This window comes from Paenibacillus albidus, from assembly GCF_014644435.1.
GTDB lineage: Bacteria > Bacillota > Bacilli > Paenibacillales > Paenibacillaceae > Paenibacillus_AQ > Paenibacillus_AQ albidus.
Window position 1 is genome coordinate 154,754 of the sequence record NZ_BMKR01000006.1, and the last position, 16,534, is coordinate 171,287.

The 16,534-nt window shown below is 51.3% G+C and carries 13 protein-coding genes; 8 read left to right on the forward strand and 5 right to left on the reverse strand.

Annotated features, from left to right (window positions below):
* The first annotated feature begins 6 nt into the window (after nucleotides 1-6).
* The 4 genes from IEY53_RS09035 (at nucleotide 7) to IEY53_RS09050 (ending at nucleotide 6,402) form a co-directional block, all read left to right on the forward strand.
* On the forward strand, nucleotides 7-2,325 hold the full coding sequence (locus IEY53_RS09035; RefSeq protein ID WP_189024081.1) for a glycoside hydrolase family 65 protein: 2,319 nt from the start codon (nucleotides 7-9) through the stop codon (nucleotides 2,323-2,325).
* 80 nt (nucleotides 2,326-2,405) lie between these two features.
* Nucleotides 2,406-4,088 carry a glycoside hydrolase family 13 protein gene (locus tag IEY53_RS09040; RefSeq protein WP_189024328.1) on the forward strand — a complete coding sequence of 561 codons (1,683 nt, stop codon included), beginning with the start codon at nucleotides 2,406-2,408 and terminating at the stop codon, nucleotides 4,086-4,088.
* 108 nt (nucleotides 4,089-4,196) lie between these two features.
* Entirely contained in the window at nucleotides 4,197-5,081 is an 885-nt protein-coding gene (locus tag IEY53_RS09045) for an AraC family transcriptional regulator (protein WP_229696056.1), read from the forward strand.
* 469 nt (nucleotides 5,082-5,550) lie between these two features.
* Entirely contained in the window at nucleotides 5,551-6,402 is an 852-nt protein-coding gene (locus tag IEY53_RS09050) for a DegV family protein (RefSeq protein ID WP_189024083.1), read from the forward strand.
* Between the two features lie 55 nt (nucleotides 6,403-6,457).
* Here the strand turns inward: IEY53_RS09050 and IEY53_RS09055 are convergent, their stop codons facing one another.
* The 5 genes from IEY53_RS09055 to IEY53_RS09075 all read right to left on the reverse strand — a co-directional run bounded on the left by IEY53_RS09055 (nucleotide 6,458) and on the right by IEY53_RS09075 (nucleotide 11,543).
* On the reverse strand, nucleotides 6,458-8,002 hold the full coding sequence (locus IEY53_RS09055; protein ID WP_189024085.1) for a PAS domain-containing hybrid sensor histidine kinase/response regulator: 1,545 nt from the start codon (nucleotides 8,000-8,002) through the stop codon (nucleotides 6,458-6,460).
* Between the two features lie 163 nt (nucleotides 8,003-8,165).
* Nucleotides 8,166-8,858 carry an ABC transporter permease gene (locus tag IEY53_RS09060; RefSeq protein ID WP_189024087.1) on the reverse strand — a complete coding sequence of 231 codons (693 nt, stop codon included), beginning with the start codon at nucleotides 8,856-8,858 and terminating at the stop codon, nucleotides 8,166-8,168.
* Nucleotides 8,851-9,771 (reverse strand): ABC transporter ATP-binding protein, encoded by a 921-nt coding sequence (locus IEY53_RS09065; RefSeq protein WP_189024089.1) that lies wholly within the window; start codon nucleotides 9,769-9,771, stop codon nucleotides 8,851-8,853. The genes IEY53_RS09060 and IEY53_RS09065 overlap by 8 nt, the downstream gene beginning before the upstream one ends.
* A 120-nt stretch (nucleotides 9,772-9,891) precedes the next feature.
* Nucleotides 9,892-10,827, reverse strand: a complete 936-nt coding sequence (locus tag IEY53_RS09070) for a sensor histidine kinase (RefSeq protein ID WP_189024090.1) — start codon at nucleotides 10,825-10,827, stop codon at nucleotides 9,892-9,894.
* Nucleotides 10,827-11,543 (reverse strand): response regulator transcription factor, encoded by a 717-nt coding sequence (locus tag IEY53_RS09075; protein WP_308424213.1) that lies wholly within the window; start codon nucleotides 11,541-11,543, stop codon nucleotides 10,827-10,829. Before IEY53_RS09075 ends, IEY53_RS09070 begins: the two co-directional genes overlap by 1 nt.
* Before the next feature lie 205 nt (nucleotides 11,544-11,748).
* Here IEY53_RS09075 and IEY53_RS09080 point away from each other — a divergent pair, with 205 nt between their 5' ends.
* The 4 genes from IEY53_RS09080 to IEY53_RS09095 all read left to right on the forward strand — a co-directional run bounded on the left by IEY53_RS09080 (nucleotide 11,749) and on the right by IEY53_RS09095 (nucleotide 16,514).
* Nucleotides 11,749-13,605 carry a sensor histidine kinase gene (locus IEY53_RS09080; protein ID WP_189024091.1) on the forward strand — a complete coding sequence of 619 codons (1,857 nt, stop codon included), beginning with the start codon at nucleotides 11,749-11,751 and terminating at the stop codon, nucleotides 13,603-13,605.
* A complete protein-coding gene (locus IEY53_RS09085; protein ID WP_189024092.1) occupies nucleotides 13,583-14,350 on the forward strand; it encodes a response regulator transcription factor in 768 nt (255 codons plus the stop codon). The genes IEY53_RS09080 and IEY53_RS09085 overlap by 23 nt, the downstream gene beginning before the upstream one ends.
* A gap of 168 nt (nucleotides 14,351-14,518) precedes the next feature.
* Nucleotides 14,519-15,811, forward strand: coding sequence for an ABC transporter substrate-binding protein (locus IEY53_RS09090; protein WP_189024093.1), 1,293 nt, complete (start codon nucleotides 14,519-14,521; stop codon nucleotides 15,809-15,811).
* A gap of 4 nt (nucleotides 15,812-15,815) precedes the next feature.
* A complete protein-coding gene (locus IEY53_RS09095; protein WP_229696057.1) occupies nucleotides 15,816-16,514 on the forward strand; it encodes a hypothetical protein in 699 nt (232 codons plus the stop codon).
* The last annotated feature ends 20 nt before the right edge of the window (nucleotides 16,515-16,534 follow it).

Below are 16,534 nucleotides of genomic sequence, written 5' to 3' on the forward strand. Positions count from 1 at the left end.
GTCCCAATGAAACAGTATTTAACAATTGATGAATGGTCCATTATTGAAGAGTCCTTTAATCCGCAGACGCAGGAGATTTCCGAGAGCGTATTCAGCATCGGCAACGGCTACATGGGCGGCCGGGCGAATTTCGAGGAGCAGTACAGTGGCCACAGCCTGCAGGGCAGCTACATGGCCGGTGTCTATTACCCGGACAAAACGCGGGTCGGCTGGTGGAAAAACGGGTATCCCGAATATTTCGCCAAAGTACTGAACAGCACCAACTGGATTGGCATCAACGTCGAAATTGATGGCGTACCGCTTGATCTGGCCACATGCAGCGTTACAGCTTTCCGCAGAGTACTGGATATGAAGGAAGGCACCCTCTCACGTTCCTTCACGGCAGTTCTGGAAGACGGCAAGGAAGTCCGGGTCGAGAGCCTCCGTATCGTCAGCATGGTCCGCCAGGAGATCGGGGCCATCCGCTACTCCATCGTTCCCGTGAATTTCAGCGGTACGATAACGCTTACGCCTTATCTCGACGGCGACATCAAGAACAAAGACTCCAATTATGACGAGAAATTCTGGAACGAGGTAGAGAAAAATGCTGAGCCGGACAGCGGGTACCTTACGCTAAAAACCAAAAAGCTCGACTTCCATGTAACCACGGCGATGGCTTTTGACATTCTGGTGAATGGAGAGAAGCTGGCCATACCTGCAGAGGCCATCCAGCGTGAGAAGTATGTGGGGGCAACTGCGGATGTAACGGTGCAGGCAGGCGATCAGGTGGTTATTTATAAGTATGCCGCCAATGTCACTTCCCGCAATTATGGGCTGGGACAGCTGGTCGAGGCCGCCCATTCGGCGCTGCACAGTGCCCGCGAGGCTGGATTTGCCCTGCTGCTTAGTGAACAGGCCGAAGCCTGGAAGGCTAAATGGAAGGAAAGCGACATTAGTATTGAAGGCGATGTGTCTGCGCAGCAGGCGATCCGTTTTAATATTTTTCAGCTCAACCAGACTTATACCGGAGAAGACGACCGCCTGAACATCGGACCGAAGGGCTTCACAGGTGAAAAATACGGCGGAAGCACCTACTGGGATACGGAAGCGTATTGTGTGCCTTTCTACCTAAGCACTGCGGATGCCTCCATTGCCCGCAATCTGCTGATCTACCGTTATAAACACCTGGACAAAGCCAAGGAGAACGCCCGCAAGCTCGGGTTCACCAAAGGCGCATTATATCCGATGGTCACGATGAACGGGGAAGAATGCCACAATGAGTGGGAGATTACGTTCGAGGAAATCCACCGCAACGGGGCCATTGCCTATGCCATCTATAACTATGTAAACTACACCGGCGACAAAGCTTATCTGGGCCAATACGGTCTTGAGGTACTGGTAGAGATTTCCCGCTTCTGGGAGGAACGCGTGCATTATTCTGCTGACAAGGACAAATACGTGATGCTTGGCGTAACAGGGCCGAACGAATACGAGAACAATGTCAACAACAACTGGTACACCAACCGTATCGCTTCCTGGACTATGGAATACACGTTGGAAGCCCTGGCCTATCTGCAGGAAAATGAAACTTCACGTTACCATGAGCTGCTGGATAAGCTTGCGCTGCAGGTGAACGAAACGGAGAAATGGACAGAGATTATCGCAGGCATGTATTATCCCGAGGATGCCGAACGTGGAATCTTCCTGCAGCAGGATGGTTTCCTGGACAAAGAGCTGATTCAAGTCAAGGATCTCCCACCGGAGCATTTGCCGCTGAACCAGAAATGGTCATGGGACCGGATCTTGCGCTCCTGCTTTATTAAACAGGCTGACGTGCTGCAGGGATTGTACTTCCTGGGTGACCGGTATGACCTGGAGACGAAACAGCGGAACTTTGATTTCTATGAGCCGATCACCGTTCACGAATCGTCGCTCTCCCCCTGCATCCATGCGATTCTCGCCTGCGAGCTGGGCTATAAAGAAAAAGCCTATGAGATGTACCTGCGCACCTCAAGGCTTGATCTCGACAACTACAACAATGATACGGAAGACGGCTGCCATACTACGAGCATGGCCGGAACCTGGATGTCGATTGTGCACGGCTTCGGCGGCCTGCGTGTCCAGCAGGATAGGCTGATTCTGAACCCGTCCAACCCGGGCCACTGGACCTCTTATGCGTTCAAAATCATGTTCCGCGGCGCCCGCCTCAATATCAGTGTTACGGATAAGCAAGTAACCGTTGCCAACGAAACCGGGATTCCGGCGCAAATCACCATCTACGACAAAGAGTACACGGTAGACGGGAAAAGCAGCATAACGGCCGAAGGCATCACCGTCACCGCTTAATAGGATCTGCCGGGCCCCCGAGCTTTGTGTCTGCTGCGGGGGCCTCATTTTATTCTGCAAAGGAGCGAATGAGCATGAGTTTGAAACGAGCTTTTTGGAAGGAAGCCGTCGTCTACCAAATCTATCCGCGCAGCTTCCAGGACAGCAACGGAGATGGCATCGGGGACCTGCAGGGGATAATCTCCCGTCTCGATTATTTGGAGAAGCTGGGGATCGATGTGGTCTGGCTGTCGCCGGTATACAAATCCCCCAATGACGACAACGGTTATGATATCAGCGACTATGAAGATATTATGGACGAGTTCGGTACGCTTCAGGACTGGGAGGAGCTCCTGGCCGGTCTGCACGCCCGGGGAATCAAGCTGATGATGGATCTTGTAATTAACCATTCGTCGGACGAGCATGCCTGGTTTGTCGAATCCCGCTCCTCCAAAGATAACCCCTACCGCGATTATTATATTTGGCGCCCGGGCGGAGAAAACGGTGAACGGCCCAACAACTGGAGCTCCATCTTCAGCGGTCCGGCCTGGGAGCTGGACGAGGCTACCGGCGAGTATTATCTGCACTTATTTTCGCGCAAACAGCCGGATCTGAATTGGGAGAATCCGCGGCTGCGGGATGCGCTTTACAAGATGATGACCTTCTGGCTCGACAAAGGGGTTGACGGCCTGCGGATGGATGTCATTAATATGATCTCCAAGGTCGAAGGCCTGCCCTCCGTCCAGCATGAAGATCTGGCTCCAGGAGAGTTGGCCGGCGGCGGCGAATACTACATGAATGGACCGAGAGTCCATGAGTTTTTGCAGGAAATGAACGCTAAGGTATTGTCCAAATATAATATTATGACTGTCGGCGAGACCCCGGGTGTCACGGTGGAAGATGCCATCAAGTATACGGCGGAAGACCGGAACGAGCTGCAGATGGTCTTTCAGTTTGAGCACATGGATATCGATTCCGGACCCGCAGGCAAGTGGGATATTGCGCCCTGGAACCTCAAGCAGCTCCGCGCCATTCTTCACAAATGGCAGGCGGGCCTCGCGGAGCAGGGCTGGAACAGCCTGTATTTGAACAACCACGATCAGCCGCGGATGGTCTCCCGCTTCGGCAATGACGGCGAATACCGCGTCCAGTCCGCCACCATGCTGGGTACCCTTCTGCACACGCTCAAGGGTACCCCTTACATTTATCAAGGCGAAGAAATTGGCATGACCAATGTTAAATTCCCGGTCCTGGAGGATTATCAGGATATCGAGACCCTCAATATGTACCGTGACAAGGTTACCGGAGGCGGGGCCGATCATGAGACCATTCTGCAAGCCATTCATACCAAAGGACGCGACAATGCAAGAACGCCTATGCAGTGGGATGCTTCTGAGAATGCGGGGTTTACGGCGGGAACGCCTTGGCTGAAGCTTAACCCGAATTACCGCGAGATCAATGTGGAGCAGGCGCTGGCTGATCCGGATTCCGTATTCTATTACTATCAGCGGCTGATAAAGCTGCGCAAAAAGAACCCGGTCATGGTGTATGGCGAATACAACCTCCTGCTGCCTGACCATGAATACATCTACGCCTATACCCGTACGCTTGCAGAGGAGCGCTGGCTGGTGCTGCTGAATTTCAGCGATGTGCCGCAGCCGGTCGATCTTCCCGCAGAATTGCAGGAGATAAAGGAGCTTGTGATCGGCAACTATCCTGAGGAAGCTGGGGCACACGGTATTTTGCGGCCTTATGAAGCCGGTGTGTACCGCCTGAATACCTGACAACCTCTCTCCTTTTACGTTATACTATTGCCTGACAATGTTTTCCTTGCACCTGTCCTCAGAGCGCACGGATGAACAGGATCAGCAAGCTGCGGCATGATAGTATGGATGGATAAGGAGATGGAGAACTTGGAATGGCTGATGCGGATGAAAAATGCTATGGATTATATCGAGAGCAGGTTGGAAGAACCCCTGAATATGGATGAAATCGCCAAAGTAGCGTATTCTTCCCCCTTTCATTTTCAACGCATGTTCCTCTTGCTGACCGGTGTGGCGGTCGCCGAGTATATCCGCAAGCGAAGATTATCACTGGCTGCACAGGAGTTATGCTTGTCAAACGTCAAAGTGCTGGATCTGGCGCTAAAGTATGGATACGATTCGCCTGAATCCTTTTCCAAAGCGTTTCGCAAGCTGCATGGCGTGTCTCCTTCTGCAGCCCGTGATAAAGGCGTACCTCTCAAAGCCTTCCCGCGCCTCTCCTTCCACCTATCTTTGAAGGGAGATAAAGAAATGGAATACAGAATTGTGCAGAAGGACAGCTTCACCATTGTCGGCAAGTCGGTTCGTGTGACCACCAAAGACGGGGAGAATATACGCGAAATCCCTAAATTCTGGGATCGGGTGAATACCGACGGCACCGCCGACCAACTGATACAGATCGGCGGCGGCAAGGACATCCTCGGGGTATGTCTGGACATGGACCATGCGGGCGAGCAGTTCTCCTACTGGGTCGCTGTAGAAGCCCAGCCTGATGCCGATACCCAGGAGTATGAAACTGCGGTTATCCCTGCCGCCGACTGGGCGGTCTTTACCTCGGTTGGTCCCATGCCGGATGCCATTCAGGGCTTGTGGCAGCGGATCTTCCAGGAATGGTTCCCTGAAACGGATTATGAACATGCCGGCGGGCCGGAACTGGAGTTGTATTCACTTGGCGACACCCATGCCGATGACTATCGCAGCGAAGTGTGGATTCCAATTAAGAAGAAAGCTTAACGGCTCAAATCCATAATCAGCGATTGACTTGGTCCCGACAACCACTCGCCACCGGGACCGGTTGTGCAAGGAAGCGGACTCCGGGGATCTTATTTGAGGCAACGAAGGGTGTTGTCCTTTTATACGGACACAGGTGCTCTTATTCTATGATCTCTAGCCCAAAACGAGGGTCAATGGATCATATAGCGGCTCCTGAGTCCGTTTGACCAGAAAAATGAGCTGATTGCGCGAAATAACGTTTCTCCAGTCCGTTAAGTCTGTCAACCGCCTATTTTGAGGTAGAGCCAGCTTAACTTTCAAAAATTTTATATTTTCCTTATTGAAGAGACTATCCGGGCGGATAGTCTCTTTGTCTATTTTCTATTTTGAGAATAGGAGAAGACTTGGTATAATGAACAGACTATACGGATAGCTTATTGAATCACTTACATGCACTATTACTATTCTTAGAAGGGTGAAGGATAATTTCATGCCCAATGTAAAGATTTTTACAGACAGTACTTCCGACTTGCCTCAGGACTGGAAGGATTCCTATGATATTGGCATCGTACCGCTATATGTAGTTTTTGAGGATGGAACGTTTAAGGATGGGGTGGAGATTACACCGGAAGAGATCTACCGCCGGGTGGCCGCCAAAGGTGCGCTGCCCAAGACAGCTGCGCCTTCACCGGCTGACTTCATGGCCGCCTTCAACCCGGTCATTGAGAGCGGAGACGATATTGTCTATATCAGCTTGTCTTCCTCCCTGTCCTCTACCTATCAGAATGTGCTGCTGGCGGCCGAAGAATATCCTGCTGGCCGGATACATGTGGTAGATTCCGAAACACTTTGCGGAGGCATCGCCTTGCTGGTCATGAAAGCGGCGAAGGCCGCTGCCAAAGGACAGAGCGCTGCAGATATCGCCGCAATGGTGAAGTCGGCAAGAACCCGGGTGGAAACCGAGTTTGTCGTGGATACACTGGATTACTTATATATGGGGGGACGTTGTTCGGGCATGCAGAATTTCATCGGCAGCCTGCTCAAGATCCGCCCGGTGCTGCGGCTTATGGATGGCAAGATTGTGCCGGTCAGTAAAGTCCGCGGCAAAAAGGAAAAAGCCGTCGAGCAAATGCTGCATAATGCCTCCCAAAACCTGGCCCGCATGGATCAGGAGCTGCTGATCATCGCTCACTCCCTGGCAGAGGAAGACGCGGCATACCTGCAGGCAGCGCTAAGAGCTACCACGGGCATTCAGGAGATTGCCATTATCCATGCCGGCTGTGTCATCGGCAGCCACTGTGGCCCTCACACTGTTGGACTTATGTATATGACCCAGGACTAAACACCTTAAGAAACCTCCGGCCATTGCCCGTGCAATGAACCCGGAGGTTTCTTGTTTATGGACCAGCCTGCTCCTGACACTCTGTTCCTTCTTGAAAAGGGAGCAGGAAACGGAAGGTCGAGCCCTCCCCTTCTTCGCTTTCCACAAAAATCGTCCCGCCCATCAGCTCAACAAGCTGCTTGCAGATGGCCAATCCCAGCCCCGTTCCGCCATATTTGCGATTGATTGACGGATGCAGCTGCGAGAAGGACTGGAACAACAAATTCTGCTTGCTGCAAGCTATGCCAATCCCTGTATCCCGCACGGAGAATTCCAGCAGATTGCTCTGCGAATAGGGGAGCGAAATGTTCTTGACGGACAAGGTAATGCTGCCCCGCTCCGTAAATTTCAGAGCGTTGCCCACCAGATTGACGAGAATCTGACGCAGCCGGTTCGGGTCCGCCGTCAGCGATTCGGGCACGCTGGTATCCGCCCACCAACGCAGCGCCAGCTGTTTCTCTTGCGCTTTGGGCGTGAACAGATCAATCACTCCGCCCACCAGTTCCCGCAGATCGCAGGCCTCGGTCTGGAGCGACATTTTTCCTGCTTCGATCTTGCTGAAATCAAGGATATCATTCAGAATCTGCAGCAGGTTATGACTGCTGCTGTGCAGAATCTCGGCGTAGCTGCGCTGGTCCTCATTAAGCTCAGTCTCCAGCAGCAGATCCGCCATGCCGATCATACCGTTCATCGGGGTACGGATTTCATGACTCATCATCGCCAGGAAATCCGCCTTGGCAAGTGCTGCCCTCTCAGCCGATTCTTTGGCCCGGAGAACCTCCCGCTCATTGGTGATGTCACTGAAGAAGACCACTGCGCCTTCAATTCTGCCTTGATCCATAATAGGAGCTACCCGGTAGTTCACCAGAAAGCTTGTCCCGTCCTTGCGCCAAAAGATCTCCTCTTCCATGCTCCGGGGGACTCCGTCTGCCATCGTCCGGCTGATAGGGGATTCCATGGCCGCATAATGTGATCCATCCGCACGGGTATGCTGGAGATTCATCAGGCTGCGAATCCCGCTGAATTGCTCCGGGCAGGTGCCCAGCATGTCCATGGCCGCCGGATTCATAAAGATGGTCCGCCCGCCGGCATCCAGACCAAAGATCCCTTCCGATACGGAGTTCAGAATCAGGCTGTGGCGATTGTTAAGCTCCTTAAGATGCTCGAGACTGGTGACTTTGTCGGTAATATCCACCGCAATGCCAAAAATGCCTACAATCTCCCCATCGGCCTTAATAGGTACATATGTAACGATACTGCGCCGGATTCCGCCATTCTTATGAATAAAGTCCATCTCAAAACGCGGCGATTCCCCCTGCAGCGCCTGTAACAAATAATGCTTACGGAGGACAGCGCTCTCCTGGGACCAGGCTTCATCCGCAAGCTTGTTCATCTCTTCATAGGTATAACCGGTAATTTCCAGAGCAGACCGGTTTGCCCCAACATACCTGCCCTGCACATCCATTATGTAAATGGAATCAGGGTGATTCTCATACAATGACTTATATGCCCCATCTTCCGAAATCATTTGCTTTAGTACCACATTCTGATCCTTATCCACAGCCTACACCCTTTCGAGCCTGCCCTTCACCCTGCCTATCCTTAAAGATAGATTTATGTTCTATTATAACAAAATAACTCAGCTTCGTATCCGAAAAAAAGCAAGAAGCCCGCCCTCATCCTTCCGAGAACCGGCTTCTTGCTTTTGTTGTTAAACTGCCTGTTTAGGCAATATCTTCAGTTTCAATATTACGCAGAGAGAAGTAGGCTATAACTATTCCAAAGAAGCCCAGGAATACGGAGACTGCCGTGAAATTCCCCAGACGAAACGTATCATTGAAGCCGGAGGTAATCAGGCTAACTACCAGTATCGCGGAGACAATGGTAGTTGGAACGGACTTCTTGCGCATCCCGAAGAATAGCGGGATCAGGCTGATACCGGCCGCGTATAGCGCCCCTGCACCCAACTTGACCAGCTCTGTAGTCACCATGGACAAGGTCAAGGTTCCCGGAACAAGATGCCAAGTCTCATTAATGGCGATCAGTATAAGTCCCAGCACCACATCCGAAACAATAATTGCGGCCAGCGTGAACCCAAAGACGATAATCAATTTGGCTGCCATCAGTTTCTTCCGTTCAATCGGGTACATGAACAACAGGGAGATCGTATTGTTTTTGTATTCGTCAATGACGATCCTGCTCAGCAATACAGCTGCAAAGACAATAAAGGCTGCTTTGAGGAGAACGAATAAGATTTCAAACATTTCAGAATAGGAGGTGAAGGCCTCACCCTCCTTTGCCTCCACAAACAGGATCAGCACCATAAACGCCAGAAGAGCGAAGCTGGTAATCACTGCACCTTTAAGCATACCGCCCAGCTTATGTTTGCGAATCTCCAGAGATATCAGCTTAAGCAACGCCTTCACCCCCTATCAGGTTCAAGAAATGTTCTTCGAGCGTATGATTTTTTTTGCTGAGGCTTTCCAGCTCAATATCTTCCATCACCAGGGTCTTATTCAAGTCCCGCTGGGAAAGGCCCTCATCATAGATCCGGATCGTCCGCGGATCCACCAGCTTGAAGTTGGTTAATTTCAGCTTATGCTCAAGCACGTAAAGCGCCCTGTTGCTCTCGCTTGTCACCAGCTCGATATATTCCGTATTCTGGCCGCGGATGGAATCCATCGCGACTTCCTCTACCAGCAAGCCATCCCGGATTACGCCAATTGTATCTGCAATCTGCTCAATTTCGCCCAGAATGTGGCTGGAAATCAGCAGCGTCATTCCATATTCATGGCTAAGCATGCGGAAAATTTCGCGCAACTCCTTGATGCCTACCGGGTCCAGCCCGTTAATCGGCTCATCCAGGATCAACAGCTCAGGTTTGGTCATCACCGCCCGGGCGATGCCCAGACGTTGCTTCATCCCCAGCGAGAACTGTTTCACCGGCTTATTGTCAATCCCGGTCAGCTTCACCAGCTTAAGTGCATCATCGATAGCCTGCCTGTCATAATAACCCATATACTCGCCGTGCAGGGTCAGATTCTCTTTGGCGGTCAGTCTGTCATAGAATACCGGATATTCAATGATGCAACCCATCCGCTTCAGCATTTCATAAGAGCGGGGCGTCATGATCTCCCCGAAAAATTCAATCTCGCCGCTCGTCGGCTTAACCAGGTTGGTAATCATCCTCATTACCGTGGTTTTGCCCGCACCGTTCGGGCCCAGGAAACCGTAAATCTCCCCTTGTCTGATATTCATGTTGACATTGTTAACGGCTTCTTTGCCCTGATAAATCTTCGTCAAATTCCGTGTCTGGAGTATCGTGGTCATATCCGCTGTCCCCTTTGGTTGTTGTTGTCTTCCTTGTCTCTTATTGTACACAGCGGATTGTTCTTTTTTATTACCGGTTTCTTACGAAAATCTTAAGTTGCTCCCTCTCACGCAGCTCCCCTAAAAGCGCAGCCTGGGAAAAGCCACCGTAAATGCCGTGTATACATACGGTTTACTGGACAGTGAGATAGTTCCGTCCATCTGCTCCGCCAGCCTTTTGGTAATGGTCAGTCCCAGTCCACTGCCCTGATAAACCCGGTTCCGTGAATCCTCCAGCGTATACAGCCGCTCAAAAACCTTGTCCTGGTGGGCTTCGGCAATGCCTTTTCCCCGGTCCCAGACTTCGATATATAATTTATCTTCGTCACTGTACAGCTTCAGGCCAAGAATCCCTCCCGCTCCGCCATAGGCGATGGCATTGGAGAGCAGGTTGTTGAGAATCCGGTCCAGCGCCTCTTCATTCCCCATCAGGTACAGAGCTTCGTCCGGCAGGTCTATCTGCACCTCGCTCCCTTTGGCGTTAAGGAGATCATAGAACGAAAGAATGTTCCGGCGGCAGACTTCTCCCAGCTCTACCCGTGCAAGGGGGATATTGCTGTCCCCGGACTCCAGCTTCGCTAGGTCAAAAAAGGTATTCATCAGGCTGATGACTTCATTCGCCTTCTGATGAATGGTCCGCAGCATACGCTCGCGCTCCGCTGCCGGCATGTCTTCATCATGTAAAAGTGTCTCGATATATCCCAGTACTACTGTTAGGGGGGTCTTTAGATCATGGGACACATTCGCCAGCATATTGCGCATCGACTTGTCGAGTTTGGCCCGTTCGGCGGCCCCTTTGTGATTCGCATCAAGCAGACGGTTCAGGTCAGTCAGCAGGATTTGCAGCTCCCTGTTGCTGCTGAACAACAGCAGCCTTTCGTGAGTGCCCTCATCCAGGATGTTGTTCAGCTTCTCATGAACGTACTTCACCTGACGGTTGTGGTTGACAATAAGTCTACGCTGCCACAAGATGACCAGCAGGAGCAGCACAATGAGCATGACAGCAAGCGTAATCATCACTGCACCTCTTCCAGCTTGTAACCGATACCCCATAGGGTTTTGATATATTCGGGGTGGGAGGGATCATCTTCAATTTTTTCCCGCAGTCTTCTCATATGTACGTTAATTACGTTCTCGTCGCCATAATAGTCATCCGCCCACACACTGGCATAAATTTGCGCTTTGGTGAATACGCGGCCCGGATGGGTGACAAACAGCTTCAGAATATGAAATTCCTTGGCCGTCAGCTTCACTTCCTCTCCGTTCTTCAACGCCGAGAAATTATCAAGATCGACAGTCAATCCGCGCAAGGTAATCCTCTGACTCGCCGGAAGAGACATCTCCTCTCTTGGGGTGCCTGCCGCGGCATAACCCGCCCTGCGGATCGCCGCCTTCACCCGAGCCGCCAGCTCGATCATCGAGAACGGCTTGGTAATATAGTCATCCGCTCCGAAGCCCAGACCCAGCGCCTTGTCCACATCGCTGTCCTTGGCGGACATAATCAGCACCGGAACCAGACTCCTGGCCCGGATGGTCTGCAGAATATCCGTCCCGCTCCGTTTGGGCAGCATCAGATCCAGCAGCACCAGATCAAACGACTTCAGCCGAAAGACGCTTTCGGCCGCTTCCCCGTCAAATGCCGTCTCGACCTCATAGCCCTCTTTAACCAAATAAGACCTCACCATCTCGCTGATGGCCTCGTCATCCTCGATCAGCAATATACGTTCCTGCATGATGCCAGCCTCCTGTTTTGCTTAAACTCTATGTCTCATAGATGAAGTATAACAATAATCGTTTAACCTGTGTATCCGTCCCAAGCCAAAGTTCAGTCTTCAAACCATAAACAATCAGTGTATAATAAGTCAAAATAATAGTCTGCCTGCAGCTGCAAAAAGCCAATCTGCACTTCACACCTTGACCGGCCGAAGGGAGGATGCTATGAACAAATCCAATAAGCACCGCAAACCCTGGAGTCTCCGCTCCAAAACACTTCTGATCTTTCTGCTGCTGATATTCATCCCTCTTAGCCTGCAAGGCATAGCGACCTATGTTGATTTTTCCCGTTCCACAGAGCAGCGAACAGCTGATTATTCAGCACAATTGGTCGAACAAATGAATGCCAACCTTGACCGGACACTGATGGAGATGCAGCGGCTCACCCTTATGCCCCTGTACGACTCCAATGTTCTGAACATTCTGCGTAAATATAGCGGGAGCGAATCCTCCAAAAAGCAGCCTTCAGTGGATGAGCGCTCCAATCTGCAGCTTTATATCGCCAGCATGACCTTTGACCGTCCGGAAATTGACAGCATTCAGATATTCGCAGGGAATGGTTATACCTTTTCCAGTAAAGCGCCCAGCGCCATTAGTGCTTTTTCTGATGTAGAGGAACAGTCTTGGTACTCCAGGGTAAAGGAAGCCGACGGTGCCTGGGTGCTGATCCCCCCTCATCATCCTTCCTATTATCTGGAAGACGCCCGGGTCTATTTCTCCGTGTCACGGCTGATTCGCGAACCCAATACCAATCGAACTCTGGGTGTTGTCAAAATCGATCTGAAACAAACGTTGTTCGGACAGATTATAAACAATGCAAAATTTGAGGATCAAGGCAGTCTGGTCGTACAAAATAGCGGGCACGAACTCTTTTATGAGAAGTCTACAGCGAATAGCAGCAGTGAGGAGACACGCCAGCTTCTTGACGCTGCCGGTTCCCTCAGAGCGGATGCCGAAACCGCCGTGCACCGCCTGCGCATTAACGGAAAAGAGTATCTGATCATATCCGATTATTCGGCCTATTCGGATATCAGTATAATCAGCTACATTCCCGTTGTCTCCTTGCTGAAAGAAATCAGGGAACTGCGTAATTTCACGGTAGGGATCGGGTTGATCTCTCTGGCACTGGGAAGCGGGCTGGCGGCTTACTTTTCTTACCGTCTAACCCGCCCACTCGGCTTGCTGATGAAAAAGATGCGGCTGGTCGAGCTGGGGAATTTCAAACAGAGCGTGCCCGTTGTCTCCGGTGACGAGCTTGGCAGGCTTAGCAGCGGCTTCAACCGTATGGTGGAAGAAATTGACAGGCTCGTCCATGAGGTCTACATGCTCGGCCTGAAGGAAAAGGAAGCAGAGCTGGCCGCATTGCAAAGCCAGATCAACCCCCACTTCATCTACAATACGCTGGAATCTATCAGCATGCTCGCCAGGCAGAGAAATAATGATGATGTGTCGGACATGGTCACTTCCTTGGGGCGCCTGATCCGCAATGCAGTGCAGCAGGACGGTACTTTGATCCCGCTTGGCCAGGAACTGCAAGCGGCCGAATCTTATGTGCGGATTCAAGAAATGCGTCTTGGCCCGCGGCTCAGGACAGTATTCGATATTGAAGAAGGGCTGGAATTGAACCCGGTGCCCAAGCTGGTGCTTCAGCCGCTGATTGAAAATGCGATTGTCCACGGGATAAACGACAGCGAACAAGGGGGCACGATCTGGATTTCTGCTGTCCGTTTCTATGACCATATGCTGTTGACCGTCAGAGACGACGGACGGGGCATGTCCGAGATGGACCTGGATTCATTGCGGCACTCCCTTAACGGGACTGTGACACGGATATCTATTGGAGGCACGGAGTATCAGGGGCACGGAGTTGCGCTGAGAAACATACAGCAGCGCCTCACACTCATTTTCGGCTCCGAATACGATCTTCACGTGGACGGAAGCCCCGGACAGGGAATGTCATTCACACTCACCATTCCATTAAAAGACAAGGAGGTCCTTTATGATACGTATTATGATAGTTGAGGATGAAGAGGTGATCCGCAAAGGCATACTCGATTTGATCAGTAGAGGCGCTCCCGACTTCAGGGTCGTCAAGGAAGCACATCACGGGCGGGAGGCGCTTGAATACCTGAATCACAATGTAGTTGACGCCATTATTACGGATATCAGGATGCGGGAAATGGACGGACTGCAGATGGTCGAGAAGCTGCGCTCGCAGTATGAAACCCTTCCGGTGATCATTGTCAGCGGGTACGGTGATTTCGGGTATGCCCAGAAGGCGCTCCAACAGGGAGTAACCGATTATTTGCTCAAACCGGTTGACCGCAAGGCATTTATGACCTCACTGAATAAAATCCGTCTGGCTTTGCACCCGGGTGAAGAACAGACTGACGCTCCATCGGCCGGCAACACAACCGAAACAGGCACACCGAACGACAGTGAAGGGCGGAGGTTAATCCACAAGCTTAAAGCCTATATCCAAGCGCATCCTGGCGAAGATTTGCGGTTACAAACGTTGTCGGAACGGGTTCATTTAAATTCTTCTTATCTTAGTCAACTGTTTAAACAGACAGAAGGCATCAATCTTTCCGATTATATCGCCGAGATGAGGATTCGGGAGGCCTGCCGTTTGCTGAGGACAACCGGACTCAAGATTTATGATGTCGCCAGACTGTCGGGTTATCAGAGCCCCAAGCATTTCATGCTGGTGTTCAAACAACATACCGGATTGACTCCAAGTTCTTACAGAGATCACGAATTTTCGTAAAGTAAAGTGACAGTACATGTTACTGTCATCTTTTTTTTGGCTTTTTTTACTTATAACCTAAAAATATCGTACCTTTTCTAAACGATAAGTGATTTTTAGTCGGCATTCATGTCACTATAATTAACTCATGAACTACATACTACTGGAAATTGAAGGAGGCAACCCGGTATGAAAAAATGGTGGACCAGTCTATTGGCGTTAACCTTGACCGCCGGATTGACAGCTTGCGGGGGCGGGGAAACCAATACCGCCGGAAGCATCAAAAAAGATGCGGAAGAAATTGTCCTCAAATTCGCAACCTGGGGGAATCCGGCACAGTTGGAATTGTATCAAAACCTGACTGACGAGTTTACGGCACAACATCCGAATATCCGGATACAAATTGATTCCATTCCGTTTGCTGATTATCAGCAAAAGATGTCGGTGCTGGCCGCCGGGCGGGAGCTGCCGGACATTGCCTGGATCTCGGAACGTATGGTGCCCCAATTCATGGAAAATGGAATATTGGAGGATATCTCGGAAATTGAGAAAGACACTTCTTTTGACAGCGCGGATATCATCCCCTCCACACTTGAGCTTTTCCGCCGGGACGGGAAATTGTACGGTCTGCCCTTCTCCACGCCGCCCAGCGTTGTATTCTACAATGCTGATCTGTTTGAACAGTCCGGACTAACCTCCCCGAACGAGCTTGCCCGGCAGGGCAAATGGACATGGGCGGAATTCGTAGCCTCAGCCAAGGCGATTAAAGACAAGGCCAGCTCCGCCAATGTATACGGGGCAAACTTCTTCCGCGACTGGAAGACCTGGATTATCCTTGCCTCCTACTCCTGGTCCAATGGAAGCAGTCCATTCAATGACGATATGACCGAATACACCTGGAACGACCCCTACGGTGTAGAGACTATGGAAATGCTGGATCAAATGATGTTTGTCGACAAATCGCATCCAAAAGCGGGCGAACAGGTGAACTTTGAGTCTGGCCAGATCGGCATGATCTTTGATAACTACAGTTTTGTCTCAAAAGCCCGGGAGATTCAGAATTTCAAATGGAGCATAGCCCCCATGCCTTCAGGCTCTGAAGGAAGCGTTCCGATGATGGGGCAAGCCGGGTACGTACTGTTCAAAGATGGCAAACACCCTGAAGAAGCCAAATTACTGCTGAAATTCCTCTCCGGCAAGGAGGGCATACAGAAAACATCGGCATTTTTTGTACCGCCGCGCAAGTCCGTCCTCGACTCCGCTGAGTTCCTTAACGTAGAGGGGAATCCGGATCCGGAACATATCAAGCAGGCGGTCATCGACGAAATGCCGAAAGCAATCGTCCAACCGGGTCATATCAAATGGCAGAATATCGATACGGAGATCCTGTCCGGATTCGATGAACTGTTCGGGCAGAAGGCAGAGCCCGCTCAAATCCAGGAAACGGTAAAGCGCAAGGTTGATCCGCTGCTTGCCGAATAGGAAGGTGAACCTATTGAACCGTCTGCATGTAGCGTTGAACCGGGAAAAGCTGCAATTGTTCGTCAGCCTCCCTGAAAATAATGTTAAATTGGCCGCTGCCGCTCTGGCCGAAGGGGCCGACGGACTGAAGGTACATATTAACGTCAGCCACCGGGCCAGCGGCAATCATTTTGGGCCTCTCAGCCAGTATCAAGATCCTTTTCGCGAGATCCGCTCCTTATTTGACGGTCCCCTCGGCATTGTGCCGGGAGGATCGCTTCAGGAGATTTCCGCCGTAGAGGCACGGCTGCTGCCGGAAACCGGAATCGACTTCTTCTCCATTTATGCCTTTCATATGCCCTCCTTCCTGCTGCGTGTACCGGGTCTGGCCAGAACGTTCGCCATCGATTCGGAGTTTGATACGTCATTAATTGAAGATTGCCGCAGCTTTGGCATCTCGGCATTAGAAGCATCAATTGTCCCCGGCAGCGAATATGGCAGCCCCCTCAGTTTTGCCGATCTGCTGAAATACCGCCAACTGGTCCGCCATTCGGGGGTGCCGGTCATCGTCCCATCCCAACGCAACATTACCGGGGAAGATATCCCCGCTCTGGCCGACTGCGGGATTAAGGTTCTGCTGATAGGCGCTATAGTTACAGGCAAAGGCGAAGAGAGTATCCGCCGCAGCGTGGCAAGTTTGCGCAATGCAATGGACCGGCTCTAACTCTTTTAGAATCCAGTATG

Coding starts and splice junctions, on each gene's coding strand:
- IEY53_RS09035 (WP_189024081.1), top strand. CDS start 7: ATGAAACAGTATTTAACAATTGATGAATGGTCCATTATTGAAGAGTCC.
- IEY53_RS09045 (WP_229696056.1), top strand. CDS start 4,197: ATGGATAAGGAGATGGAGAACTTGGAATGGCTGATGCGGATGAAAAAT.
- IEY53_RS09050 (WP_189024083.1), top strand. CDS start 5,551: ATGCCCAATGTAAAGATTTTTACAGACAGTACTTCCGACTTGCCTCAG.
- IEY53_RS09065 (WP_189024089.1), bottom strand. CDS start 9,771: ATGACCACGATACTCCAGACACGGAATTTGACGAAGATTTATCAGGGC.
- IEY53_RS09070 (WP_189024090.1), bottom strand. CDS start 10,827: ATGATTACGCTTGCTGTCATGCTCATTGTGCTGCTCCTGCTGGTCATC.
- IEY53_RS09075 (WP_308424213.1), bottom strand. CDS start 11,543: ATGCAGGAACGTATATTGCTGATCGAGGATGACGAGGCCATCAGCGAG.
- IEY53_RS09080 (WP_189024091.1), top strand. CDS start 11,749: ATGAACAAATCCAATAAGCACCGCAAACCCTGGAGTCTCCGCTCCAAA.
- IEY53_RS09085 (WP_189024092.1), top strand. CDS start 13,583: ATGATACGTATTATGATAGTTGAGGATGAAGAGGTGATCCGCAAAGGC.
- IEY53_RS09090 (WP_189024093.1), top strand. CDS start 14,519: ATGAAAAAATGGTGGACCAGTCTATTGGCGTTAACCTTGACCGCCGGA.